24 protein-coding genes are annotated in these 24055 nt (G+C 40.5%); 10 read left to right on the top strand and 14 right to left on the bottom strand.

The window, feature by feature from the left end; genetic code table 11:
- Positions 1-3: 3 nt before the first annotated feature.
- Positions 4-1053: an HD domain-containing phosphohydrolase gene (locus tag DVB69_RS04820; protein ID WP_233505317.1), complete on the bottom strand. Its 1050-nt coding sequence runs from the start codon at positions 1051-1053 to the stop codon at positions 4-6.
- 224 nt (positions 1054-1277) lie between these two features.
- Here DVB69_RS04820 and DVB69_RS04815 point away from each other — a divergent pair, with 224 nt between their 5' ends.
- Positions 1278-1628 carry a DUF3307 domain-containing protein gene (locus DVB69_RS04815; protein WP_116017077.1) on the top strand — a complete coding sequence of 117 codons (351 nt, stop codon included), beginning with the start codon at positions 1278-1280 and terminating at the stop codon, positions 1626-1628.
- Between the two features lie 53 nt (positions 1629-1681).
- On the opposite strand, the gene DVB69_RS04810 is transcribed toward DVB69_RS04815, so the two are convergent.
- Positions 1682-2731 (bottom strand): NAD(P)/FAD-dependent oxidoreductase, encoded by a 1050-nt coding sequence (locus tag DVB69_RS04810; protein ID WP_116017075.1) that lies wholly within the window; start codon positions 2729-2731, stop codon positions 1682-1684.
- A gap of 118 nt (positions 2732-2849) precedes the next feature.
- Between DVB69_RS04810 and DVB69_RS04805 the strand changes: the two genes are divergently transcribed.
- The 4 genes from DVB69_RS04805 to DVB69_RS04790 all read left to right on the top strand — a co-directional run bounded on the left by DVB69_RS04805 (position 2850) and on the right by DVB69_RS04790 (position 6642).
- Positions 2850-3644 (top strand): ABC transporter ATP-binding protein, encoded by a 795-nt coding sequence (locus DVB69_RS04805; protein WP_116017073.1) that lies wholly within the window; start codon positions 2850-2852, stop codon positions 3642-3644.
- A gap of 1 nt (position 3645) precedes the next feature.
- Entirely contained in the window at positions 3646-4572 is a 927-nt protein-coding gene (locus tag DVB69_RS04800; RefSeq protein ID WP_116017071.1) for an iron-hydroxamate ABC transporter substrate-binding protein, read from the top strand.
- A gap of 67 nt (positions 4573-4639) precedes the next feature.
- Positions 4640-5638, top strand: a complete 999-nt coding sequence (locus tag DVB69_RS04795) for a FecCD family ABC transporter permease (RefSeq protein ID WP_116017069.1) — start codon at positions 4640-4642, stop codon at positions 5636-5638.
- Positions 5635-6642: a FecCD family ABC transporter permease gene (locus tag DVB69_RS04790; RefSeq protein ID WP_116017067.1), complete on the top strand. Its 1008-nt coding sequence runs from the start codon at positions 5635-5637 to the stop codon at positions 6640-6642. Before DVB69_RS04795 ends, DVB69_RS04790 begins: the two co-directional genes overlap by 4 nt.
- Positions 6643-6764: 122 nt before the next feature.
- Here the strand turns inward: DVB69_RS04790 and DVB69_RS04785 are convergent, their stop codons facing one another.
- Complete coding sequence (locus DVB69_RS04785; protein ID WP_116017207.1) at positions 6765-7520, bottom strand: SDR family NAD(P)-dependent oxidoreductase; 756 nt, start codon at positions 7518-7520, stop codon at positions 6765-6767.
- A 289-nt stretch (positions 7521-7809) separates the two neighbouring features.
- On the opposite strand from DVB69_RS04785, the gene DVB69_RS04780 reads away from it, so the two are divergent.
- Together DVB69_RS04780 and DVB69_RS04775 are read left to right on the top strand one after the other, a co-directional pair.
- Positions 7810-9219: a purine-cytosine permease family protein gene (locus tag DVB69_RS04780; protein ID WP_116017065.1), complete on the top strand. Its 1410-nt coding sequence runs from the start codon at positions 7810-7812 to the stop codon at positions 9217-9219.
- 159 nt (positions 9220-9378) lie between these two features.
- Positions 9379-10872: a glycine betaine uptake BCCT transporter gene (locus tag DVB69_RS04775; RefSeq protein ID WP_116017063.1), complete on the top strand. Its 1494-nt coding sequence runs from the start codon at positions 9379-9381 to the stop codon at positions 10870-10872.
- A 65-nt stretch (positions 10873-10937) separates the two neighbouring features.
- Here the strand turns inward: DVB69_RS04775 and DVB69_RS04770 are convergent, their stop codons facing one another.
- Both DVB69_RS04770 and DVB69_RS04765 read right to left on the bottom strand, forming a co-directional pair.
- A complete protein-coding gene (locus DVB69_RS04770; protein ID WP_116017061.1) occupies positions 10938-11168 on the bottom strand; it encodes a hypothetical protein in 231 nt (76 codons plus the stop codon).
- 18 nt (positions 11169-11186) lie between these two features.
- Positions 11187-11423 (bottom strand): hypothetical protein, encoded by a 237-nt coding sequence (locus DVB69_RS04765; protein ID WP_116017059.1) that lies wholly within the window; start codon positions 11421-11423, stop codon positions 11187-11189.
- A 180-nt stretch (positions 11424-11603) separates the two neighbouring features.
- On the opposite strand from DVB69_RS04765, the gene DVB69_RS04760 reads away from it, so the two are divergent.
- The gene (locus DVB69_RS04760) at positions 11604-12512 is read left to right on the top strand and encodes a S1C family serine protease (RefSeq protein WP_158541023.1); all 909 of its coding nucleotides are present in this window, start codon (positions 11604-11606) and stop codon (positions 12510-12512) included.
- Positions 12513-12550: 38 nt separating this feature from the next.
- Here DVB69_RS04760 and DVB69_RS04755 read toward each other — a convergent pair whose 3' ends face one another.
- From DVB69_RS04755 to DVB69_RS04740, 4 genes are all read right to left on the bottom strand, one after another.
- Complete coding sequence (locus DVB69_RS04755) at positions 12551-12694, bottom strand: YfhE family protein (protein ID WP_116017055.1); 144 nt, start codon at positions 12692-12694, stop codon at positions 12551-12553.
- 69 nt (positions 12695-12763) lie between these two features.
- The gene (gene hprK / locus DVB69_RS04750; RefSeq protein ID WP_116017053.1) at positions 12764-13684 is read right to left on the bottom strand and encodes an HPr(Ser) kinase/phosphatase; all 921 of its coding nucleotides are present in this window, start codon (positions 13682-13684) and stop codon (positions 12764-12766) included.
- A 528-nt stretch (positions 13685-14212) separates the two neighbouring features.
- Positions 14213-14971 carry an SDR family NAD(P)-dependent oxidoreductase gene (locus DVB69_RS04745; protein ID WP_116017051.1) on the bottom strand — a complete coding sequence of 253 codons (759 nt, stop codon included), beginning with the start codon at positions 14969-14971 and terminating at the stop codon, positions 14213-14215.
- Positions 14958-15902 (bottom strand): MBL fold metallo-hydrolase, encoded by a 945-nt coding sequence (locus tag DVB69_RS04740; RefSeq protein ID WP_116017049.1) that lies wholly within the window; start codon positions 15900-15902, stop codon positions 14958-14960. Before DVB69_RS04740 ends, DVB69_RS04745 begins: the two co-directional genes overlap by 14 nt.
- 150 nt (positions 15903-16052) lie before the next feature.
- On the opposite strand from DVB69_RS04740, the gene proC reads away from it, so the two are divergent.
- The gene (proC, locus tag DVB69_RS04735) at positions 16053-16886 is read left to right on the top strand and encodes a pyrroline-5-carboxylate reductase (RefSeq protein ID WP_116017047.1); all 834 of its coding nucleotides are present in this window, start codon (positions 16053-16055) and stop codon (positions 16884-16886) included.
- 58 nt (positions 16887-16944) lie between these two features.
- Positions 16945-17964, top strand: a complete 1020-nt coding sequence (gene namA / locus DVB69_RS04730) for an NADPH dehydrogenase NamA (protein WP_116017045.1) — start codon at positions 16945-16947, stop codon at positions 17962-17964.
- Positions 17965-18226: 262 nt separating this feature from the next.
- Here namA and DVB69_RS04725 read toward each other — a convergent pair whose 3' ends face one another.
- From DVB69_RS04725 to DVB69_RS04705, 5 genes are all read right to left on the bottom strand, one after another.
- Entirely contained in the window at positions 18227-19324 is a 1098-nt protein-coding gene (locus DVB69_RS04725; RefSeq protein ID WP_116017043.1) for an ABC transporter ATP-binding protein, read from the bottom strand.
- Positions 19325-19460: 136 nt separating this feature from the next.
- Positions 19461-20351 carry a PucR family transcriptional regulator gene (locus DVB69_RS04720; RefSeq protein WP_116017041.1) on the bottom strand — a complete coding sequence of 297 codons (891 nt, stop codon included), beginning with the start codon at positions 20349-20351 and terminating at the stop codon, positions 19461-19463.
- Positions 20352-20548: 197 nt separating this feature from the next.
- Positions 20549-21724 (bottom strand): ROK family transcriptional regulator, encoded by a 1176-nt coding sequence (locus DVB69_RS04715; protein WP_116017039.1) that lies wholly within the window; start codon positions 21722-21724, stop codon positions 20549-20551.
- A 196-nt stretch (positions 21725-21920) separates the two neighbouring features.
- On the bottom strand, positions 21921-23105 hold the full coding sequence (gene nagA / locus DVB69_RS04710; protein WP_116017037.1) for an N-acetylglucosamine-6-phosphate deacetylase: 1185 nt from the start codon (positions 23103-23105) through the stop codon (positions 21921-21923).
- Between the two features lie 12 nt (positions 23106-23117).
- Positions 23118-24050 (bottom strand): hexose kinase, encoded by a 933-nt coding sequence (locus DVB69_RS04705; protein ID WP_116017035.1) that lies wholly within the window; start codon positions 24048-24050, stop codon positions 23118-23120.
- Positions 24051-24055: the final 5 nt, after the last annotated feature.

The following is a 24055-nucleotide window of genomic DNA, read 5'->3' as shown; positions in this document are numbered from 1 at the left end:
GCTTCACATCCTATCGGTATACCTATCACGAATTTCGACAAATTCATGTAAATGGGCAAGAAATAGATCAATTAATGAAGGATCGAATTGTTTACCACGCTGTTCAGACATGTACGAGACAATTTTTTCAAGTGGCCAAGCATTTTTATACACCCGGTCACTGCCAAGTGCGTCAAACACATCAGCGACCGCAGTGATCCGTCCAAATATATGAATCTGTTCTCTCTCTAACCCTCTAGGATATCCGCCGCCTTCCCATCTTTCATGATGCTCGTAAGCGATAATGGCAGCTGTTTTCAATAATTCCCTGTCTGATTTCCGGAAAATATTATAACCAACTACGGTATGCAACTTCATTTCTTCAAATTCTTCGGGTGTTAACTTTCCAGGCTTCAGTAGAATTGAATCGGGTGTTGCGACTTTTCCTATATCGTGCATGGGAGATGCGTAACGAAGAAGAAGCGCTTGCGGCTCAGAGATTCCTGCAAGTTGAGCTAATTTATAAGAATAAGTAGCCACACGTTTGACATGATTACCAGTTTCTTGTGACCGACTTTCACCTATCGCCCCCATCGTTTCTATAATTTCTTTTTGTGTTTCCAGTAACTCGTTATGTAAGATGAACGTATCAAGTGATTTTCCGGCATACGTAGAAGCAAATATCAAAAGTGTTTCATCTTTTTTTGAAAAATGGGAATCTCCAAGTTTATTAATAGCTTGGAATGCACCAATTATTTTTCCTTCTTGGTTTTTGAATGGGATGCAAAGTATAGACCGGGTACGATACCCTGTTTCTTGATCGACTGCTGTATTGAATCGCTCATCTAAATAAGCATCTTCTACATTCAATAACATACCGGTTTGTATGCTTCTTCCCACAAATCCACTCGTATCAGAAATTGTAATTCGTTCTACTCCATGTCCTGCTACCGTCCAAACGGTCTGCGTAGTAGCTTCATGGAGCCAGACGGTACACCGATCTGCCTTTACTAACTTTGTACCTAAATCAGCTAGTAATGATAGCATCTTAGCTATATCTGTTTCAGTAGACATTTTACCCATATATTCAAAAATAGTAGATAATAGTAGGTCTGACTGTGGAAATTCTGGGAAGTCAGGTCATGTTACTGCAAGTAATTTTTCCATTTATTTAGTCCTTCCTAAAAAACTGTTGTCACATTTCGCGCTGTTTGTAATAATAGTAGCATGAAACAACCGCTAATACATAACTAAAGTCATTATTAGTTACAAAATTTTAGCGATATGGAGGTGGAAGTGTGACATTGTTCTCATATTTAATTGTAGGTCATCTGATTGGTGATTATTTACTCCAAACAAATTGGATGGCTTCTGGAAAAGCAACAAAATGGGCACCACTTTTAACGCACTGTTTCGTATATACATCGGTTGTAAGCGTTGCATTTTTAATAAGTACAGGAATGATTTCTTTTTGGATGGTTGTTATTATTTTTTTGAGTCATATCATTTTAGACCGCCGCCGTTTCGTAGCATGGTGGGCGCTGGCTATTATGGGGGTAAAGGAAGGAGAACCTGCTTGGTTACTCATTATAGCTGATCAAGTATTTCATATTATCGTACTTGCCATCATTGCACACATATGGGGCTAATGACGACAAAAAGAAGCAGATTCAAGTGCATCTGCTTCTTTTTTCTAGAGTTTTTAGCTGATCAACTGTTTAACGAGTTCTTTGTTGCGTTCTTTAAAGACTTCGTTGTGCGAGCTCACCATGCCTGCTTGGGATGCTTTTGGATCTAAATACATTTTTGCACTATTTACTGCATTTGCTGCGTCTTGAAATGCGCCAGCGATAAGATTGACTTTACTTTGGTGGAAAAGGACATCTCCAGCTGCAAATATTCCAGGAACTGAAGTCCCACTCATAGCTGTTCCGGCAATTCGATGGTCGGCTGTAAGCTCAAGTTTCGAATCACTCCCTCCTATTAAGGAAGTGTCTACTTCATATCCATGATTAATGACCACATCGTCAACTTCGAGAGTCAAACCTGATTCTTCTAGACAGTGTTTCAATTCCACCTTTTCAATGGAATGGTGATCGTCTGATGCAATCAGTTTGTCAATCCGTGTATTAAAGTGACACATTACTTTACTCTTAAGTAATTGCTGAACTTGAGCTTCATGTCCGTTCAAGTCACATTTTCGATACGTTAAAATTACTTCTTTAGCAATTGGTTCGAGCTCATTCGCCCAGTCAATTGCAGCATTTCCACCACCTGAAATGAGGACACGTTTTCCTTTGAAGTACTGCAGGGATTTCACTGTGTAATGTAAATTCGTGACTTCGAATCGCTCTGCTCCTTCAATTTCCACTTTTTGCGGCTTCAAGATACCTCCGCCAACTGCAAGAATGATCGTTCTACTATAATGTTTAGCTCCTGTTGCGCCAGTCAGGACAAAATTGCCTTCGTCATCTTTTTCAATGCCAGTCACTTTTTCATTCAATACGACTTCGGGGTTGAACGTCATGCCTTGCTCCACTAACTTATCAATCATTTCAGCTGCAGGTGCTGGAGTAACACCGCCAATGTCCCAAATCATTTTTTCTTGATAAACGTGTAGTTTCCCGCCAAGTTCCGGTTGGAATTCGATGATTTTTGTGGACATTCCACGTAATCCGCTATAAAAAGCCGCATATAGCCCTGCTGGTCCTCCACCAATAATCGTCACATCTACGAGTGTTGCTTGTGACATACTTCATCCCCCTAAATTTATATTTGACTTCCTTAGGATCACTCTTTATAGTAGCATTATACCGACAATGAGAATCATTATCAATGTTTATCGTGTATAAAAGATTGGAGTGTTCCAAATGGTACGCTTAGCAACTGAGAACCTACAGATTGCTTATGGTGAACAAATCATCGTGGACGACCTTTCGGTGACGATTCCGAATAAGCAAATCACTGCGATCATTGGGGCAAACGGATGTGGTAAGTCTACCTTATTAAAAGGGATGACTCGTCTGATACCTCGCAATTCCGGAAAAGTTCTGTTGGACGGCGGAGATATTGCTGAACATAAGACAAAAGCATTGGCTCGTAAAATGGCTATTCTTCCACAAACACAAGAAGCTGCGAGTGGACTAACGGTATCAGAACTCGTTTCTTATGGAAGGTTCCCTTACCAAACAGGATTAGGTAGGTTGACAGCAAAAGATTTCGATGTCATTAACTGGGCGCTCACTGTTACCAATACGGATGCTTTCCGGGATCGTCAAGTAGATGCCCTATCAGGTGGCCAGCGTCAGCGGGTGTGGATCGCAATGGCACTTGCACAAGAAACGGATATCATTTTTCTTGATGAACCGACAACTTATTTGGACATGGCACATCAGTTAGAAGTTCTCGAATTACTACGGAAATTGAATATTGAGCAAGAACGAACCATCATCATGGTATTGCATGATTTAAATCAAGCAGCCCGTTTCGCTGATTATTTGATAGCAATGAAAGATGGCAAAGTTATTAAAGCTGGTCCTTCTGAAGAAGTCATAGAACCTAAGACCTTGCGCGAAGTTTTTAGGATTGACGCAGAAATCGGAATGGATCCAAGAAGCGGCAAACCAATGTGTATTACATATGATTTATTAAAAGGAGAAAAATGACATGAAAAAGGCACTATTATTCTTAACACTAGCACTTGTACTGGTTTTAGGAGCTTGCTCTTCGAAAAACGAGGATACTTCAAAGGAACCTGCAAAAGATGAACCTGCAAAAAAATCAGGAACGATTACCTACCAATCTGAAGATGGTCCAGTAGAAGTCCCTGCAGACCCGCAGCGTGTTGTTGTCCTATCCACATATGCTGGTCACGTTGCAGCACTTGACGTTCCAATTGTTGGTGTTGACTCTTGGTCAAAAACGAATCCTCGTTTTGACAAGTATTTGAAAGATGCGGAAGAAGTTACTGATGAAGACCTTGAAAAGATTGTAGAGCTCGATCCAGATTTAATTATCGGATTATCGACAATGAATAATATGGATCGGTTGAAAGAAATTGCACCGGTTGTCACGTTCACATATGGTAAAGTTGATTATTTAACTCAACAAGTTGAAATCGGTAAATTACTGAACAAAGGTGACGAAGCACAGGAATGGGTCACTGATTTCCAAGCTCGTGCAAAAGAAGCAGGCGAAGAAATTAAAGCAAAAATCGGTGATGATAAAACCGTTTCTGTAATTGAAAACTTTGACAAGCAACTTTATGTATACGGAGATAACTGGGCACGCGGAACAGAAATCCTTTATCAGGAAATGAAACTTCCAATGCCAGAAAAAGTGAAAGCAGATGCTTTGAAAGAGGGATATTTTGCTCTTTCCACCGAAGTACTTCCTGAATATATGGGTGACTACGTTATTCTAAGTCGAAACAGTGATGGTGATAACTCCTTTATGGAAACTGAAACGTATAAGAATACGCCAGCTGTTAAAGAAGGTCATGTATTTGAAGCAGAAGCTAGTGAATTCTACTTCAATGACCCTCTAACACTTGAGTATCAGCTTGAGTTTTTCAAAGAACACTTTTTAAAGTAATCATTATTCAAAAAGGATTCTTTCACCTTGAAAGAATCCTTTTGTTTTGCGAAAGGAGTCCTGGCTAATGAATCGAAGGACCATGCCATTTTCAATTAAATTCGTTATTGCTTGCTTCGGATTGATCGCTTCACTTTTCCTAGCAATGATTCTAGGAGCAGCCAATATATCCGTTCTTGATGTGTGGCATGCAATTTTAGGGGATACAAGTAAAAATAGTTTGATTTTACGAGAAATCCGTTTCCCACGCGAACTTGCTGCGTTATTAGTCGGTTCTGCATTGGCTGTTTCTGGTGCCATCATGCAAGGGATGACAAGAAATCCGTTAGCTGATCCTGGTTTGCTTGGATTAACTGCAGGAGCCAACGCCGCTCTCGCAATTGCAGTCGCACTTGTTCCATCCCTCAATTATTATGGGATTATGACAGCGTGCTTTTTAGGTGCAGCAGTTGGTGCCCTAGTAGTCTTCGGGATCGCCTCTGCAAAACGTGGCGGCTTCTCCCCTTTCCGACTAATATTGGCAGGCGCAGCCGTGTCAACGTTCTTTTTTGCAATTGCCGAAGGGGTCGGAATCTATTTTAAAGTGTCGAAAGACATTTCAATGTGGACAGCTGGAGGCGTTATTGGGACTACTTGGTCTCAACTTCAAATTATTACACCAGTCATTCTAATTGGAATTGTCATCGCGCTTGTGTTGTCCAAACAATTAACTTTACTCAGTTTAAGTGAAGAAGTTGCTGTCGGGTTAGGCCAGCATACTTTCAGAACGAAAGTAATCTTGTTCATACTTATCATTCTTCTGGCCGGTTCTGCTGTAGCTCTAGTAGGGAACCTAGCGTTTGTTGGACTTATGATTCCTCACATCGTACGCGCATTCGTTGGAACGGATTATCGTTTCATCCTTCCAATGTCTGCACTTGTTGGTGGAGCATTCATGTTGCTTGCAGACACATTAGGTCGGACGATGAATGCTCCATACGAAACCCCTGTCGCCGCACTTGTCGCTGTGATGGGCTTGCCATTCTTTCTCATTATCGTCCGTAAAGGAGGGCGAGCATTCTCATGATTCAATCCGCAGTGTTAAGAAAACAGCGTCTCTTATTGGTCATTTTCAGCCTCCTCACAATTGGGACTGCGGTTGCAGGCATTGCACTTGGGCCGGCTTCTGTAGATCCTAGTCGTATCTTCCCAGCACTTTTCGGGAATGGTACATTTAAAGAGGAGTTTGTATTATTTTCCATCCGACTCCCTCGAATCGTCATCACGTTTTTAGCAGGAGCAGCACTTGCGCTTTCTGGTTCGATTCTTCAAGGAATCACACGAAATGACTTGGCGGATCCAGGAATAATTGGTATTAACGCAGGTGCAGGAGTTTCCATTGCCGTATTCTTTTTGTATGTACCTGTTGAAGCAGGTTCGTTTGTCTATTTAATGCCAATTGTCGGTTTCGTTGGGGCTTTCGCAACTGCATTCCTCATCTATCTATTTGCTTACGATAAAAAAACTGGACTACAGCCCGTCCGATTGGTGTTGACAGGTGTGGGGTTCTCTCTAGCACTCTCAGGAGTCATGATCGTTCTCACTTCTTCAGCGGATCGAGACAAAGTGGATTTCATTGCGAAATGGTTAGCGGGAAATATTTGGGGGTCTGATTGGCCGTTTGTCATTGCTCTACTGCCGTGGCTATTGGTTCTTGTCCCTTTCGCTTTGTATAAAGCGAGTCGATTAAATGTATTGGGACTAAGTGAATCTGTTGCCATTGGAATCGGGGTTTCTGTTGAACGAGAACGCATTATTCTTCTCTTAACCGCTGTGGCGCTTGCAGCTTCGGCAGTTTCCGTGACAGGTGGAATTGCTTTTGTCGGACTGATGGCTCCTCACATTGCAAAATCGTTGATCGGTCCACGCAGTCAACTCTATCTTCCAATTGCCATTCTACTAGGTGGCTGGTTGTTACTGCTTGCAGATACGATTGGTAGGAACATATCCAGCGTAGGGATTATTCCAGCAGGATTAGTCGTCTCCTTAATCGGGGCACCCTACTTCATCTATTTATTGTTACGGAAATAGTAAAAGGTCTATTTCTTATTGAAGTAACCTCTATAGAAATTAGTTTTTGTGGTTATCTATTTAATGTTTTAGAGAAAAAAACACGATCCCCCGAAAGTTCAGAGGATCGTGTTTTTACTTGTTTAGCGTAATTTAGTTGCGCCACCGTCAACCATTATGGTTTGTCCAGTAATGTATGAAGCATCTTCACTTGCTAGGAAGACTGCGACTCGACCGATATCGCCTTCCAATTCGCCAAGACGACGCATTGGAATATTGTTAATCATTTTGTCAAATGCTTCAGGCTGGTCTTTTTTCCACTGTTGAATACCAGGTGAATTGGCAATCGGTGAAATCAAGTTCACGTTGATGCCGAACTGACCCCATTCGTTTGCTGCTACACGAGTAATCGCACGAATCGCTTCTTTTGCAGCAGCATACGTACCTTGCATAACATCTCCGTTAATACCAGCACCTGAAGAGAAGTTAATGATTGTCCCTTCAGACTCTTTCAAGTGCGGATACGCAGCTTGCATCAGGTAGAACGTTGGATAGAACCCAGTGTTAAAGGAGAAATCCATATCTGCTTGAGTTGCGTCTGCTAGTAATACTTGACGTGAAGCGTGCGCATTGTTAACTAAAATATCTAATTTTCCATATTTCTTAACAACGGTTGTAATAATGTCCTTCAACTTATCCCGATCAGTAAGATCTGCTTGTATGAACATGCTTTCAGGTTGAAACTTCTGAAGTTCTTTCACCATCGCTTCACCTGTCTCAGCGTTCAAGTCGACGATTGCTACTTTTGCGCCCTCTTTAACGTATGCTTTTGCCATACCACTACCGATACCACCCGCACCGCCAGTGATTACCGCTACTTTACCATCTAATTTACCCATCAGAATCACTCCTTTTACCATTACTAGTTTAACACTTAAGTAATATTAATTAAACCCTCCTGTTTCAGCATTCCCCATTTGTACTTCAATACACAGAAGTTAGAATTCACTGAAAAGTAAGAGTTGAAAGTTGGTTATTCGAACTCAACCTTGTTTAGACTATAGGCATGCCAAGCTCCGCTTCTTGATAAAACACTTGTTTTTTTGTTATGCTTATATGGAGTATAACTTGCGAAAAAATAATGGACTTAACAGGAAGGAGATGCATGTATCGATTAGGAGGAATTGAATGAAATCAGTAACTGAAACTACTAATGAATATAATGAAGAAATAGAAGAACTGGAAAGTGACTATTCTCTTGATCGAGTTCCTCGAGAAGAACGTACAAAAAGCTGGTTAAGCATAACCAACATAACATTCGGAATCGCAACTGCCATTTTTTACTTCCAGATGGGAAGTGTCATGGCTCTCTCTTATGGGGCGGCAAATGCTATGATTTCCTCGGCTTACGCAATCATCGTTGCAGGCATTTTAGGAACAGTTATCGCCTATTTATCTGCGAAATCTGGGATGAATGTAAATCTTTTGTCACGAGGTGGAGGCTTTGGATATGTAGGATCCTCCCTTACGTCTTTGATTTATGCCTCTAATTTTATTATGTATTGTGCATTTGAAGGCTTAATTTTAGTATCTGCAGTTCACCACTTTTTCCCTACCCTCCCAAAGTGGATTCTCATCATCGCATTCGGATCAATCGTCATCCCCTTGAATTGGTTCGGAATTGAACAACTTGATAAATTGCAAAAGTGGTCAATGCCAGTATTTGTTGTGTTTTTAATCACTGCAATTGTTATCTCATTTTATAAACCCGCTGTTTATACAGGAGCTGTATTTTCATACATGCCCGAAGGTGTGACACTTGGTGGTACCGCATTACTTATGTGCATTGGTATGCACAATGGAATTATGGGACTAACAGCCCTTCTCGCTTCCGATTATGCACGGTTCTTAAAGCCGAAAGATATTAAACTCGGATCCATAATGATTGGTTTTATACCCCAAATCTTTTGTTTTGGTGTCATGGGTGGACTCGGTATATGGTTTGGTGTCCGTTTTATGGAACCAGATCCTGGCGTATATATTGTCCTGTTACTCGGAATTGGCGGAGCATTATTTACAATGCTTACTCAAATACGTATTAACGTAACAAATATATATAGCAGTTCTTTGTCGCTATCCAACTTCTTTGAAAATATGTTCCGGTTCACACCTGGCCGTCGTTTTTGGGTAGTTGTTTCTGGAATTAGTGCAATATTGCTCATGCTTGGAAATATCGTCGATCACTTAAGCACGATGATGACGTTCCAGGGTGTATTTTTACTTTCCTGGGCTGCAATATTAGTCACGGATGCCCTTGTCGTCAAAAAACTTATGAAGATTGGTCCTAACTATTATGTTGCCCGTCAAGAATTCTTGTATCGTTGGAATCCAGTTGGGGTTGCATCACTCCTCATTTCAAGCCTTATCGGAACGCTTGCGGCAATGGGCTATATGGGGGTTTTCCTCGAATCTACAGCTGCCTTCTTTGCTGCAGTTTTAGCAGCCATACTTACGATTATTTTAGCAAAAGCCACGAATGGAAAGTACTATCTAAAACGAGAACCTGAAAATATTAATGAAGAAGATCGCTTATCTTAAAATGATTACTAATAAAAACCTGTGAGGACAGTATTTTTTCGCATTTACGAGAAGGAGAATGTTGTGACATTCTCCTTTTCTTATGTTCTTTTGCATTTTCAATTCTTTATTGATATAGTTAATAACCGTTAAAACACTACAAATACCTTAGGGGGAATCATGAGAAAAATTTCAAATGTTTTTTACATTACGATCGGACTGATCGTCTTGGCAGTTGGCTACGGTGTGCTCGCGCCGCAAAGCTTTGCCGAACAAACAGGAAAGATTCAAAACTTCGTCGCATCTGCCTTTGGTTGGTATTACCTTATGTTATTATCTGTACTCGTTATCATTTGTCTGTTCCTGATCTTTAGTCCATTCGGAAAAATCCGACTTGGTAAAGATACAGATAAACCTGAGTTTTCGACGGTATCCTGGATTGCCATGCTGTTCTCAGCTGGAATGGGAATCGGACTCGTTTTTTATGGCGCAGCTGAGCCGCTTTCACATTATGCCGTCATGTCTTCGAACGGTGAACTCAATACTCCCGCTGCCTTTAAAGAAGGCTTGCGTCAATCCTTTTTCCACTGGGGTATCCACGTATGGGCAATGTACGGTTTTGTCGCCCTCTCCCTAGCATTCTTCCAATTCCGAAAGGGAGAACCTGGTTTAATTTCTTCAACACTGAAGCCGATCTTTGGGGATAAAATGAACGGTCCTTGGGGTGTTCTTGTCGATGTTCTCGCTGTCTTTGCAACCGCTTTCGGTGTTGCAACGACTCTCGGCTTTGGCGCTGTTCAAATTAATGCAGGATTGAATTATTTGTTTGGGGTTTCAATAGGGACTCAATCACAATTCATTATTATTTTCATAGTGACTGTCCTGTTTATCATTTCAGCTTGGAGCGGTCTCAGTAAAGGAATTCAATACTTATCCAACTTGAATCTTGTCCTTGCCGTAGCTTTACTAATTCTTGTTGTGATTCTCGGACCAACTTTACTAATCTTTAATATGTACACAGACTCACTAGGTGGCTATATAGCCAACTTTGTAAAAATGAGTTTCTCCACTTCCCCATTAAACTCTGATAACCGTCAATGGCTCGATGCTTGGACCATTTTCTATTGGGCTTGGTGGATTTCTTGGGCTCCATTCGTTAGTATGTTCATCGCTCGTGTTTCAAAAGGCCGTACGATTCGTGAATTCTTGATTGGTGTCATGATTGCTCCGACAATTCTTTGTACATTCTGGTTCACAGCGTTTGGAACGACTGCGATTGAAGCACAGAAAGTCGGTGTTAAACTTGCGGATAAAGCTACTGAACTTGTAGTGTTTGAGTTGTTTAATACGATGCCTTGGGGTGTATTCATTTCAATTGTTGCAATTATCCTAATCGCATCATTCTTTATCACATCTGCGGATTCAGCGACCTTTGTGTTAGGGATGCAATCCAGTTATGGATCATTGACACCCCCTAATAGTATTAAGCTCATTTGGGGTGTACTTCAGTCAGCCATAGCGTTAATTCTACTATCGGTCAATGGATTAGAAGCCTTGCAAAATACCATAATTATTGCCGCACTCCCGTTCTCGTTTGTCATCTTGTTAATGATCTTCTCTCTGTTGAAAGCGTTAAATACGGAGTTAGGATTGATAAAAGCGAAGCGGAAATAAGAAAAAGGACGTCCCTCACGTTGGAGTGGACGTCCTTTTACATACCATCATATTTTTACATACGATTAATAGGCTTGACGGATGTTATGTCTTTCTGCGGTTTTGTACGCGTCGTACATTCCCCATATCCAAACTATTGGGTACGTAATAAACCCGATTAACACAAGCATTAGAAGCGAGTTTATAACTTGGACTACTATCAGAATAAGACCTTTTAGAATCTGACCATTATAGATTTGTCCAACACCGGTCCAAAAAAAGCTGAGTACAGCTGCAAGTCCTGGGCTTTTCATCATACTGCAGTTCCCCTTTCATTAGAAAAATATCCCGATTACTGCGAGTGCTGCTACAATCCAGAAGCCTCCGACGGCAATCGTGTCGCCTGAAATCACCGGCTTCTTTTGTAAGAAATCAATTGCGTGTATGTCCTTTTTCAGTTCACTAATTTCATCTTCAAGCGCTCTCACTTTAGTTGTAAGAGTACGCACTTCTTCTGATACAGCACTCGGATAACGTTCTGATTCCATCTTCTGTAATGAACTTTCTTCCACCGTAACACATCTCCCCTCAGATAGACATTCATACACTTATTAAAAGTATATCAAGTATACGGATGAGTAGATAGAGTGTTTCGACAATACCTTTCCATTTTATACATTACAATCTATGATACACTTTTGATTAGCCACTTTTACTGCAAATTAATGAACATCTACGAAAGGTGTGTACATATGAACCATGATGAACATAAGGATGAAGATAAAATCAACCCCAAAAAACATTTTCCAACAGCAGAAAACGACATTGAAGCTGAAGAATTCGCCAGTAACGATGCATTAGAAGAGCATGAACTTACCCAAGAAGAAATAGAACAAGAGGAGTTTCGTCAGCTTGTATTGGAAGCGCAACAGGAGGCACTTGCAAAAGAAGCTTTCCTTCGTAACAATCCGAAGGCTAGAAAACGCAGAGTGCCTAGGTGGATTGTATGGCTTATGGCATTGGTTCTTCTATTTCAACCTGTTGCATTCATTTTCGATATTTATTCATTACCAGCAATCGACTTCTTAAAAACTTCCGCAAAGCTATCAAAACGTGATGACATTGCAAAGTGGAAACAATCCGTTGCTGTTGTATTGACCGAAGACGGGAAAGGTACGGGGTTTTCAGTATCCTCGGATGGGTTAATCGTTACGAATAATCATGTAGTTGAAAATACAAAGCAAATTACGGTATCCTTCGAAGAACAGGGTCGCTTTGCAGCATCACTTGTTGCGCAAGACTCTGTGAATGATTTAGCTATTCTGCAAATAAAAGATCCACCAGATGTTCCTACTCTAAAACTTGCTGAATCTCCTATTTACGTTCCGGACACTAAAGTCCGTTTTATCGGAAATCCATTGAACTTCTTTGGAATTGCAAATGAGGGTACACTAATTGGAGAAAGTAATTGGGCAGGACGTGATGTGCCCATTATACTTTTGAATGCTCCTGTATACAGAGGAAACAGTGGAAGTCCCGTTTTCCAGAATAACGAAGTCATTGGCGTTGTCTTTGCGATAACGGAGCTTGACTCCTACGGAAAAGTCGGGATGTTCATACGATCGAACGAAGTGTTGGAACTATTAAAAGAGGTCGAATAGAAAATGTCTGGAAACCATAATGGTCTCCAGACATTCTGTTAGTATTCTTTTTTACGCTTATTTTTATTTTTTGTTGAATTGTCCGCTTTCTTGAAGTCATTTGCATACTCGACTTCTTGAGCTGAGGAAAGACCGTTGTTTTTCTCAGTCAACATTTCATGCGGCTCTTTCTTTTCTGTCATGTATATTCCTCCTTTGAAAACTAGTGTACACCTAGTTTTCCCTGGAACCGAGGATCTATTCATGACGGATCACTCTTGTGTAAATTCCGGTTCTAAGCGTTCCATGAATTCCTCAAGAGCACTGTAGCCTTGCTGTTTCAAATACCAGTTATTTGCTGCTGCCTCGATAAGCCCTGCTACATCACGGCCAGGCTGTAACTGAATTTGAATATATGGGATAGGAACGCCCATGTATTCTGTAAATTTTTCATCCAATTCCAACTCATTATTCAGTGAGTTGTCCTTCCACTCCGTCAATTCGATATCCAAAGCGATTCTCGTCTCTTCTTGAAACGCGGCGCGTCCATATAATCGGACAACGTTCATTAAACCGATACTCCTAAGTGCCAAAAACTCCCGGTTCGTTTGGTTATGAGTACCGAGCAATGTTTGCGGACTAAGTTTTCTAAGCACGACGATATCATCCGCGACGAGCCGATGTCCTCTACCAATCAATGTATGTGCGGTCTCACTTTTTCCAACACCGGATTTACCTCGCAGTAAAATCCCAATTCCTGCAACATTGACAATAACCCCGTGAATTGCGATTTCCTCCGCCATCGAGCTAATAACGAACGCATCCAGTTTTGCACTGGCAACACTCATCGAGTCTGGAGTTCTTAAAACAGGAATTCCGTTTTCCATACAATAAGTATGCAATCCATAGGGTTGTTCCTGATTGGAAGTGATTAGAATACAAGGTGGATCATATTCGACCAGATTAGAAATTCGACATTTGCATTCATCATCGGTTAGCGTATGTAAATAGTTGACCTCATTTTTTCCAAGTATTTGAATATGTCCTCTTGCTATGAAGTCAAACGTATCCATGAATTCTAACCCTGGACGACGAACTTTTGTTCTTTTTAGCAGTCTATCCAAGTGATCGCTTCCGGATAAAATTTCAAATGAAAATTGGTGTACAATGTTTTGTACAGTTAGCTGTTTCATGGTTTTGCACCTTTCCTGAACCGTTTCTTTAGTCTTAGTTTAGCATAAACACTTTTTAAATGCAGTTGCCTATTAGAGGTTTCGAAGTTCATATTCACTAACAGTTTAAGCATATAGAAACTTTTTAAATACAAAAAACAAAAAAGTTTTTAAAACTAGGTTTATAGTCTGTTTTTCCGGGTATAGATTACTACAAGGCGAAATCCAGAAAGGCGCACATCGCTGACTTGGAGAAATGCACAGCCTTGGCGGAAAATTTGCTGTACTGACGAAGCATCACCGTAACGAGATTTACGTGTGTTTGTAAGACCAGTAAGAAGTACGTTTTTTGTGCAAGTGCAATCTAAACAACCGTTTCTCTTCGAATTAATGAACGATGAAGGGAAATGCGTGCAAGAAGAGTGTGCAGTATGCTTTCAATTTACCCGTCAGCTACACGCAACTAGTTAAATCAACTTTCCGCGAAAGAAGAGGCGTCCGATATGGACGCCTCTTCTTCATTGTACAAAAACGGTTAAATTTCGGGGTTTACTGCATCTTCTTCATGAAGAACTTTCTCCCGATTCGTTCCACTAAGCTTGGCGCTAGTGCATGGAGTTTACTTGTAACACCCATAACTCGTGGAATATCTAGTTGTCTCCTAGGTTGCCGGACCGTCTTAACAACAACCTCTGCTACTTCATTCACAGAAAGCAAGTGCTTACCGACAGCTCCTCTGTAGGTACCACTATCGTCCGCTTTGTCTAAAAAGGCAGTGTCGATTGGCCCTGGATGAATTACAGATACGTCGATTCCGTATTGTGAAACTTCCATACGCAAGGCATCCGTGTATCCAATCAATGCATGTTTCGTCGCTGCATAGACTGCGGCTTTTGGAGTTGCGACTTTTCCTGCCTGTGATCCTATATAAATAAGATGTCCAGTTCTACGTTTCATCCATGAGGGTAGTATTCTTTGTGTGAATTGTATCGGCGCCATCACGTTCACCGAAAACATTTGCTCAACCTGCCGATCTTCAGTTTCATGGGCGAGCGCAAACTTTGCAATTCCTGCTGAAAAAATTATGACGTCTGGCATTATCATCTTATGTAACAGGTGATCCGCCGCATCATCGCTAGTTAGATCTAGTGGAATTGCTTCTGCTCCACGGGCTTCCAGCTCAGCTAGAACCTCTACTGAACGTCCCGTCACTTGGACACGATGCCCTTCAGAAAGAAGTCTGACAGCAGTTTCATACCCTACTCCACTAGTGGCTCCTGTTATTAAAATCGTTTTAAGAGTGCTCATACCGATGAATTCCCTGCTCGTCTGTTTTTCTTACAACCTTGCCAAGCTCTAATAAGTAGTCCATTTGACCAAGTGTCTCTGAGAGAGTCAGGCCCAACTCTCTTTTATAGGCAGCTGGAAATAGTTGCACAGTCAATTCAAAGACAGACTGCGGCCCAGCTGTCAGCATAGCGTATACCTTCATTGCCCGCTCGTGCTGTTTCTGCAACCGCTTCTCAACGAGCTCATGAACGCCAGTTACAGGCATTCCATGTCCACTGTAAACCTTCTCAATAGGAAGATCCAACAATCTTTTTAATGAAGCATTATATTGTAACATTGTTTTAGGTCGTGGATAACCGGGACCTTTAGGCGGTTCTACAAGCGGATTGGAAGAAACCTTTTCTAGTAATAAGTCTCCGCCAATAAGTTCCTTACGTTCGGGATTCCAAAATGATAAATGACTTTGAGCATGGCCTAACGTTTCAAGAGCAGTCCAACCTGGAAGTCCCGGGATTTCGTCCCCTTCACTTAAAATATGATCAAGTGGACGGTGTGCCATCAAATCAGCGGCACGCTTCATCTTCCCTACAATTCCTAGCGCTTTTTCAGGAACACCTTGTTCTATAAATCTTTCCATATAAAATTGATCATGAAATTTGATGAAATCTGGATCTCTCGTTAACCAAAGATTATTGTACTCATGGCCGTAAATTTTGGCATTCGGGAACCCATCCGCCCAACCTGAATGATCTGGATGATGATGAGTAAGAATGACTTGCTCAATATCCTCCAATGTATATCCGGATTCTTTAAGTCCCGCTTGGATCGCTTCAAGAGCTTCAGGCGTCCTAGGACCCGCATCGAATAGACTCAGTGTATCGCTTTTCACTAAAAATGCATTCACATCTCCTACAGCATAAGGAGTTGGAATTGTAAGTTGTTGAATCATCGTTTTGCCTCCATTATTGAATCGCTATTCAGTCCATTGTACATGCTTTTTGTACGTTCGTCATGTATCAATGACTGAATCGTCAGTTGACTTATTTCAATAATCACATACACTAATTGAATACACGTATTTAGGAAATGAGGGAGTTCTATGGAAAAAGTCGTATTTGTCGGTGCTGGTTCAATGGCTGAAGCAGTGATTGCTGGAATTTGTAAGCAAGGGACGGTTAGACCTTCTAATATTTTCGTCACGAATCGTGCAGATGAAGAGCGTCTTCAACTGTTAAAAAGTACATACGGCATTTCTTTAGTCAGTACAGACAAAACCGAACTCCGCACCGCAGATTTAGTAGTATTGGCCACTAAACCAAAAGATATTTATACCGTTATGGAACAGATTTCCCCTTTACTTAACAAGCAAGCGGTTATCCTTTCAGTACTCGCCGGCGTTTCAATTGATACCATTGAATCGGGCCTTGGCAAACACGCTATCGCTCGCTCCATGCCGAATACATCTGCAGCAATTGGTAAGTCTGCAACAGGTGTCGCATTCAATTGTTCGACAAGTCCTAACGAAAAACAAGAAATTCTTGAATTATTGAGCTCGATTGGAATTGTAGCGGAGGTTGAAGAGGATGATTTGCATGCAGTTACTGCTCTTTCCGGTAGTGGTCCAGCCTATATCTACTATTTAGCCGAAGCCTTAGAGACTGCTGCGATACGAGCTGGAATTGAACAATCAATCGCGCGTGACCTCATTATTCAAACGATTGAGGGTGCTGCATGCATGTTACGACAAACTCAAGAGGAGCCATCGCTTCTTCGAAAGAATGTGACTAGTCCGGGTGGAACGACGGAAGCAGGACTTCGAGCACTCACTTCAGGAGGATTCCACGAAGCGGTTTTTAGTTGCATCGACCAGGCAGAAAAACGCTCGCGAGAACTCGGTTCCAACACAGTTAAAAAGAGTACGAGTTCTTCATAAAGGATTTCCTTGGCTTTTTTGCTATAGTAGAGGCATTCAGAAAAGGAGTGACTCCGGAATGGCTAAATTATTTGAACCGTACACGATTCGAAATCTCACATTAAAAAATAGAATTGCTATGGCGCCGATGTGCATGTATTCTTCTCACAACGAAGATGGTAAAGTCGAAGATTGGCATCGTGTCCATTATGGCTCAAGAGCGGTCGGTCAATTAGGACTAATCATCCTGGAAGCGACAGCTGTTCAGCCTCAAGGACGAATCAGCGCACAAGATCTCGGAATTTGGGATGACGCCCATATTGAAGGCTTGGCCGAACTGACACGCCTTATTAAACAACACGGAACAGTTGCAGGAATCCAGCTTGCACACGCTGGTAGAAAAGCAACTGTAGACGGCGATATCCAAGCACCGAGTGCCATTGCGTTTAGTGATGACTACAAAACACCTGTTGAAATGACTAAAGAAGCTATTACAGAAACAGTTCAGTCATTTGCACTTGCTGCAAAACGTGCTGCAGATGCTGGATTCGACTTACTGGAGCTTCACGGAGCACATGGCTATCTTATTAATGAATTCCTTTCCCCTCTATCCAATCATCGGACTGATGAATATGGTGGAAGCGCGGAAAATCGCTATCGTTTCCTCCGTGAAATCATTGATGCTGTCAGAACATCGTGGGAAGGACCATTATTTGTTAGAATATCCGCAGAAGATTACACAGATGGCGGCATGACTTCTGAACACTATATTGAAATGGCAAAGTGGATGAAGGATCAAGGCGTAGACTTAATTGACGTGAGCTCTGGAGCCGTTGTCCCTGCAAAAATCGATCCATTTCCTGGTTACCAAGTGCCCTACTCCGAGACCATCCGAACAGGTGCTGATATCGCAACTGGCGCAGTGGGATTAATCACTTCAGGGCTTCAAGCTGAAGAAATCTTGAGGAATGACCGTGCTGACCTCATTTTAATCGGCAGAGAACTGTTGCGAGACGCGTATTGGCCATATCGAGCCGCTCGTGACCTTCATACAGAAATTGAGGCCCCTGCTCAATACAGCAGAGGATGGACGTTTTAATGTAAATCTCCTTTAATTCCATTTCCATTCTGGACCGGTCAGGGGCAGGCGAAACTATGAGTGGGAATCTAACTTCCTGAACGGGCTGGATTGTTAATGGGGCTTTTATTAGTATTTCACGTGACATAACCTTAGTACCTTTTAAAAATCAGAGGAGCATCATATTTAGGGGAATGTTTTTATTATTTGATCCCAGTTGAAGTCCAACAATCAAATAAACCGTTAAAGGGTTCTATATCCTTTAACGGTTTTGTTTACTTGCTTATTTAATTCGTAACTCTGTTACGGTATCGAAGAAATGGGCGTTGGCTAAATTGAATGCTAAATCTACAGTTTCACCAGCATGAACATTGAAACGTGAATCCACGCGCGCTACAAAGTCTTGATTATCCACGTTAGAATATAACATGATTTCTGCCCCCATTAGTTCAGCAACTTCGATACTTACAGTTATTTTCGTTTCAGGAGAAGCCTCAAGGAATATTGGCTCATCCTGAATATCTTCTGGACGAACACCAAGTATAAGTTCTTTTCCATCATACCCTTGATCGCGAAGTACTTTCAATTTCCCTTCTGGAATATGAACTCTTACATCTCCCATAACAAAATGTTCGTTATCAAGTTTTCCGTTAAAGAAGTTCATAGCTGGTGAACCGATAAACCCTCCTACAAATACGTTATTTGGCTCATCGTACACTTCTTTAGGTGCCCCAACTTGCTGAATAATACCATCCTTCATAACAACAAGTCTTGTTGCCATTGTCATCGCTTCCGTTTGGTCATGTGTAACGTAAACCGTCGTAGTTTGTAAGCGTTTATGTAACTTCTGAATTTCCGACCGCATTTGAACACGCAGTTTAGCATCAAGGTTGGATAACGGCTCATCCATTAAGAATACTTCAGCATCACGAACAATCGCACGGCCTAAAGCAACACGCTGACGCTGACCTCCTGATAATGCTTTCGGTTTACGTGTTAACATATCTTCTAACCCCAAAATCTTCGCTGCATTATCTACACGTTTTTTTATCTCATCTTTCTTCAATTTACGAAGTTTCAGACCAAAGGCCATATTATCGTAGACATTCATATGGGGATACAGCGCATAGTTTTGGAAAACCATCGCAATATCACGATCTTTTGGCGGTACATCATTTACTTTTTTGCCGCCGATGAAAAGATCTCCACTTGTTATTTCTTCTAAACCGGCAATCATTCGCAAGGTCGTGGATTTACCGCAACCAGACGGGCCTACTAATACTAGAAATTCTTTATCCCTAATTTCCAAACTGAAATCCTTTACAGTAACATCATTTTTATTGTACATTTTTTTGATATTCTTCAATTCCAAATCCGCCATTATATTCACTCCAATTATGTAAGGGCTTTCATTTCTTATTCACAGAATACAATATTCAGGTTAATTAAGCTATGGTGAATATGCACAAAGTTCACCACACCTTTCTCGTGTGAATTTACTAAACTTCATTTTATTTCTATTTTCTTGCTAAAAGCGCAAGGTAGACTGTCATTGCTTGATGAAATTGTCGAATGTCAATACCTGTATTCTCAAAGAAGCGATCGAGTCGATATTGTAAGCTATTGCGGTGCATATGAAGTATTTTTGATGTTTCTGATAGATTTAAATTACTTTTCAAAAATACCTCTATCATTTTAAGTGTCTCTTCATCATTTTTATATTCTTGTAAAACTGTATCACTCATCTCAGAACAAAAAGCATCGTCCGTTTGATGAACAAGCAAATAAGGTATGGCATCCATGTAGGTAATCACAACTCTATTTGTATTGAAAAACACTTCTCTTGCTGCTGTCAATACTGCATGATAATGATCCATAATTCTTTCTTCATTTTTTCGATATGGACCTACAAAGAACTTAATCTTAACATATAAATCACTCATTAATATATCAATGATTTGTTCATACGAGGTTCCTTCTTCAAATTCGGAAAGTTCTTCAATAATGATGCCTTCATATCCATTTACCCATAAAACAGGGACGTTTCTAGAAAAAAGTTCTTGAATCGCACTTTTAAATACAACTGGATCGATTTCATTTTTCTTAATTGAAAAATAAACAAATCGGAAGGGTATTGTGATTTTAAAATTAGATTTGGCCGCTAAATCCCGTGAATGAATAATGGAACTCCATTTTTTTTCTTCAACTGTTGGAATGGGAAAGTTTACGTTGTAAGGTACCATAAACGCAGTCAGCACACTTTGTTCTTTCACGGTCAGCTCATCCTCGCGAATCCCAATAATTTCATCGTCATGCGAGATGAACCACTTGTATGAATGGTCTAAATGATTGTTCTTCTCTTCGTAACGAATTATTGAGGGATATATTTTACGGAGTTGATTAATCATTTTATTCCCACTTTCTTTCCAAAATAGATATAATAACTATTTGAAAAAACACCAAAGAAGTCGTTCCTTATGGTGTTTTCACCAATATTAATTACAGGTTAAGTGTATTTTCCATCTTCTCTTCATTTGATCGTTTATCTTCTGCTGCTTGTATTCATCTGAAAAGTCACCGCTAATCATGTGGATAATACAGGTTACTACACCTGTTCAAAAAAATCGACGAGCACTATGGATACTGCTCCTAATAATGTTGCGTCATCACCTAATTTACTCATAACAATTTCCGTTTTCTTTGCTTGCGGAGTTAAAGCCCGATTCTCAATCGTCTTCAAGATTTCCGGCAATAGTAAATCTGATGATTTTGTAACGCCGCCCCCCAATACAATCTTTTCAGGATTTATAATATGAATCAAATTGGTTAAACCTATTCCTATAATTTCGCCGGTTTCCTTGAAAAGCTTCTCAAAACCTTCATGGCCGGCTATTGCCAAGTGATACATATCTTCCCCTGAAATAGCTTTTCCAGCTATACTGTCACCAATTTTAAAGTTTTCACCGCGTCTGACGATCGCTGGGCCTGTTATGAATGTTTGCAGGCAACCTCTATTTCCGCATTCGCATATTTCACCATGCAAATCAATCGTCATGTGCCCTACTTCTCCCGCAATATCTTTTGCTCCGTGATATAGCTTTCCATCTATGACAAGTCCTGCACCAACACCTCTGCCTATATTTACAGCTAGCATACTGCTTGCTAAATGCGATTCACCAAACCAAGATTCTCCCATTGCCATCGCCCTTGCATCATTCTCTACTTTTACATTGATCATGAACTCTTTCTCTAGCTCTTTTTTAATGGGGATATTTAGTAATCCTAAAATAGGAGCATATAAGGATGTACCGGTTTCAACTTGAACCACGCCATGCATCGCAACACCAATACCGATTATATTTCCTGTTAATTTTGGTGCTGCATCCATACATGCTTGTATAGAATTTTTCAAGATCGCAAGTAATTGTTCATTTGTTGTTGGTGTTGTTAGCCTATTGGAAAAGCGTTGTATGACTGTGCCGGATAAATCAACGAGAATACACTCTACTTTCTCTGGGCCAGAATCCACGCCAATCACGTAAAAAGCTTGTTTGTTAATTTTTAAAAGTGTTGGTTTTCGACCGCCTTGCGACTCCCCCAGCTTACTTTCGACTACAATCCCTTGATCGATTAATTCTTTAACATTACTGCTTACTGTAGGAGGTGTTAAATTTGTATCTTTAGCAATTTGGGCTCTCGAAATTGGTGAGTCTGTCCTTATTTTGTTTAATATAATTGATTTATTTACTGATTTCATCCACTGGAATGTACCTTGCCGCATTGAAAAATCTCCTCAAAGATCTATTTTATTTTTCTGAAAATAAGGATAGGCACTTAGTTAATTAACTTAATTAAACCTTATCATATTCACATTTGATTTCAATAGTTTTTCAACTTAAATTCTACTTACTCAATAGAAAATAATAAAAACAGCCAATTATTCTAGAAACGAATAATCAGCTGTCCTCTGACACACTTTAATAATTTCGATTGTAAGCAACTATACCTCTGCAAATTGTAAACTCCACTTCTCCATCTCGTCCAATGACAACAAGATCCGCATCTTTTCCAATCTGGATTGATCCCTTTCGATGATAGAGGTTTAAACGCTTCGCTTGGTTAATCGAGGTCATTTGAATTTGCTCATGAATCGTTAATTGCAGCCATTTTTCAAGATTCAATCTCGCTTCGTTCATCGTTACAATACTGCCTGCCAATGATCCACTGTTTGACAATACACATTTCCCATCACGTACAGTAACTTGTTGGCCGCCTAAATCATATTCACCATCAGGCATTCCCTTTGCCCGCATCCCATCGGTAATTACAAGAACATTCTCGATACCTTTCATCCTCACAATCATTTTCAATAAATCCTTATGAAAATGAATACCATCAGGAATAATTTCAACATGTATTTCATCTTTTAATAAAACAGCTCCCACAACTCCCGGATCCCGATGGTGCATCCCTTTCATACCGTTAAATAAATGAGTTGCATGTTGAACGCCTTCGTTAATAGCGGATAAGGATTCATCATATGATGCATTTGTATGTCCCATAGAAGGTATGACATTCGTATTTTTCAATTCCTTAAGTAATTTATAATCTTCATCAAGTTCTGGCGCAAATGTAATAATTTTTATCATATTCCCTGACAATTCCTGCCACTCTTTAAAAGTAGCGACATTCGGAACAATTATTGCGTTTTCAGGCTGGGCCCCTTTTTGAATTGCATTAATAAACGGGCCTTCCAAGTGAATCCCTAACATTTCAGCTGTTCCTGGTTTGTTTTTCAACTGATGATATTTTTCAAGTTTACTAATTGTATCTTCTGTATGCTTAATCGGATTTGTAATTGTAGTAGCAAGGAAAGCGGTTGTTCCTTCTTTCGCCAAAGCATAAGCAATTTTTTCGTAAGCTTCAGGACTTCCATCCATGAAGTCAAACCCGGCCGCCCCATGAACATGAATATCAATCATCCCAGGTATAACATACTGGCAATTCCGGCAATCAATTACTTGATCATTCTTTGTAATAAGTGGGGTGTGCAGCATATCACCGAATGCTTCAATCTTTTCCCCTGTAATTTGTATGTAACCATTTTGCAGGAAGGAATCCTCTAATACTATCGGAGCGTTAAGTAAGAATATGTTTTTCACACTCAAATCCCCCTATTTGATCTTTTTAACTTTCATTCGTTCTATTATTTGTTCCTTTTTACTTACATCAATTGCAGCTGTTTTTTCTTCCATTGCATTTAATACACCCATTGCCAGGCTGAATTTCATTAATTCACCGTCCGTGAGCTCACGCAGAATACCAGCAGCAAAACCTGCTATTACAGAATCACCAGAGCCTACTGGGTTTACGGCGTTTACTTTTGGTGCAAATACTCGATAAATATCGGTACCTTGTTTAATGAGTGCCCCATCTGCCCCAAGTGTTACGACAACCCAAGGGATATCCGTAAATAACGAAGATTGTACGGCGTCTATAATTTGTGCCTCATCAGTTAATTCCAGACCAAGTAACTCACTAAGTTCTTCTTTATTTGGTTTGATTAAGTAAGGTTTTTCTTCATTCATTAAAATGTCAGTCAACAAGGTTCCATTTGTATCAACTAATACTTTCACATTATAACGGTTCGCAATATCTATCATTTTTGTATAATACCCTGCTGGAAGCCCCTTTGGAATACTTCCTGAAATCGTTACCATATGAACCTGTTGAACAGTCGTTTCAAACTTTTCTAAGAAAACTGCTGCTTCCTCACCTGTAACGGCTGGTCCGGCTTCCAATATTTCAGTTTGCTGTCCTTGGTGAATTACCGCAATACAGTTACGTATTTCACTAGCTATTTCGATAAAAGAATCAACAATACCAAGACGCCTTAATTCTGTCCGGATAAAATCACCTAAACTTCCACCTAGAAATCCAGTTGCACCAACTTCTTCACTCAGCTGCCGCAACACCCGAGCAACATTAATTCCTTTGCCACCTGCCGTTTTTGTGACATCTGCTACTCGATTAACTGTATCTAATGAAAATTTATCAAGTTTATAACTTATATCTACAGCTGGGTTTAATGTAATTGTTAAAATCATGCATA

The sequence above is a fragment of the Sporosarcina sp. BI001-red genome, assembly GCF_003384035.1.
In the GTDB taxonomy this organism is placed as follows: Bacteria; Bacillota; Bacilli; order Bacillales_A; family Planococcaceae; genus Sporosarcina.
Note: the sequence above shows the minus strand (reverse complement) of the source record. Positions and strands in the feature narration are given on the sequence as shown.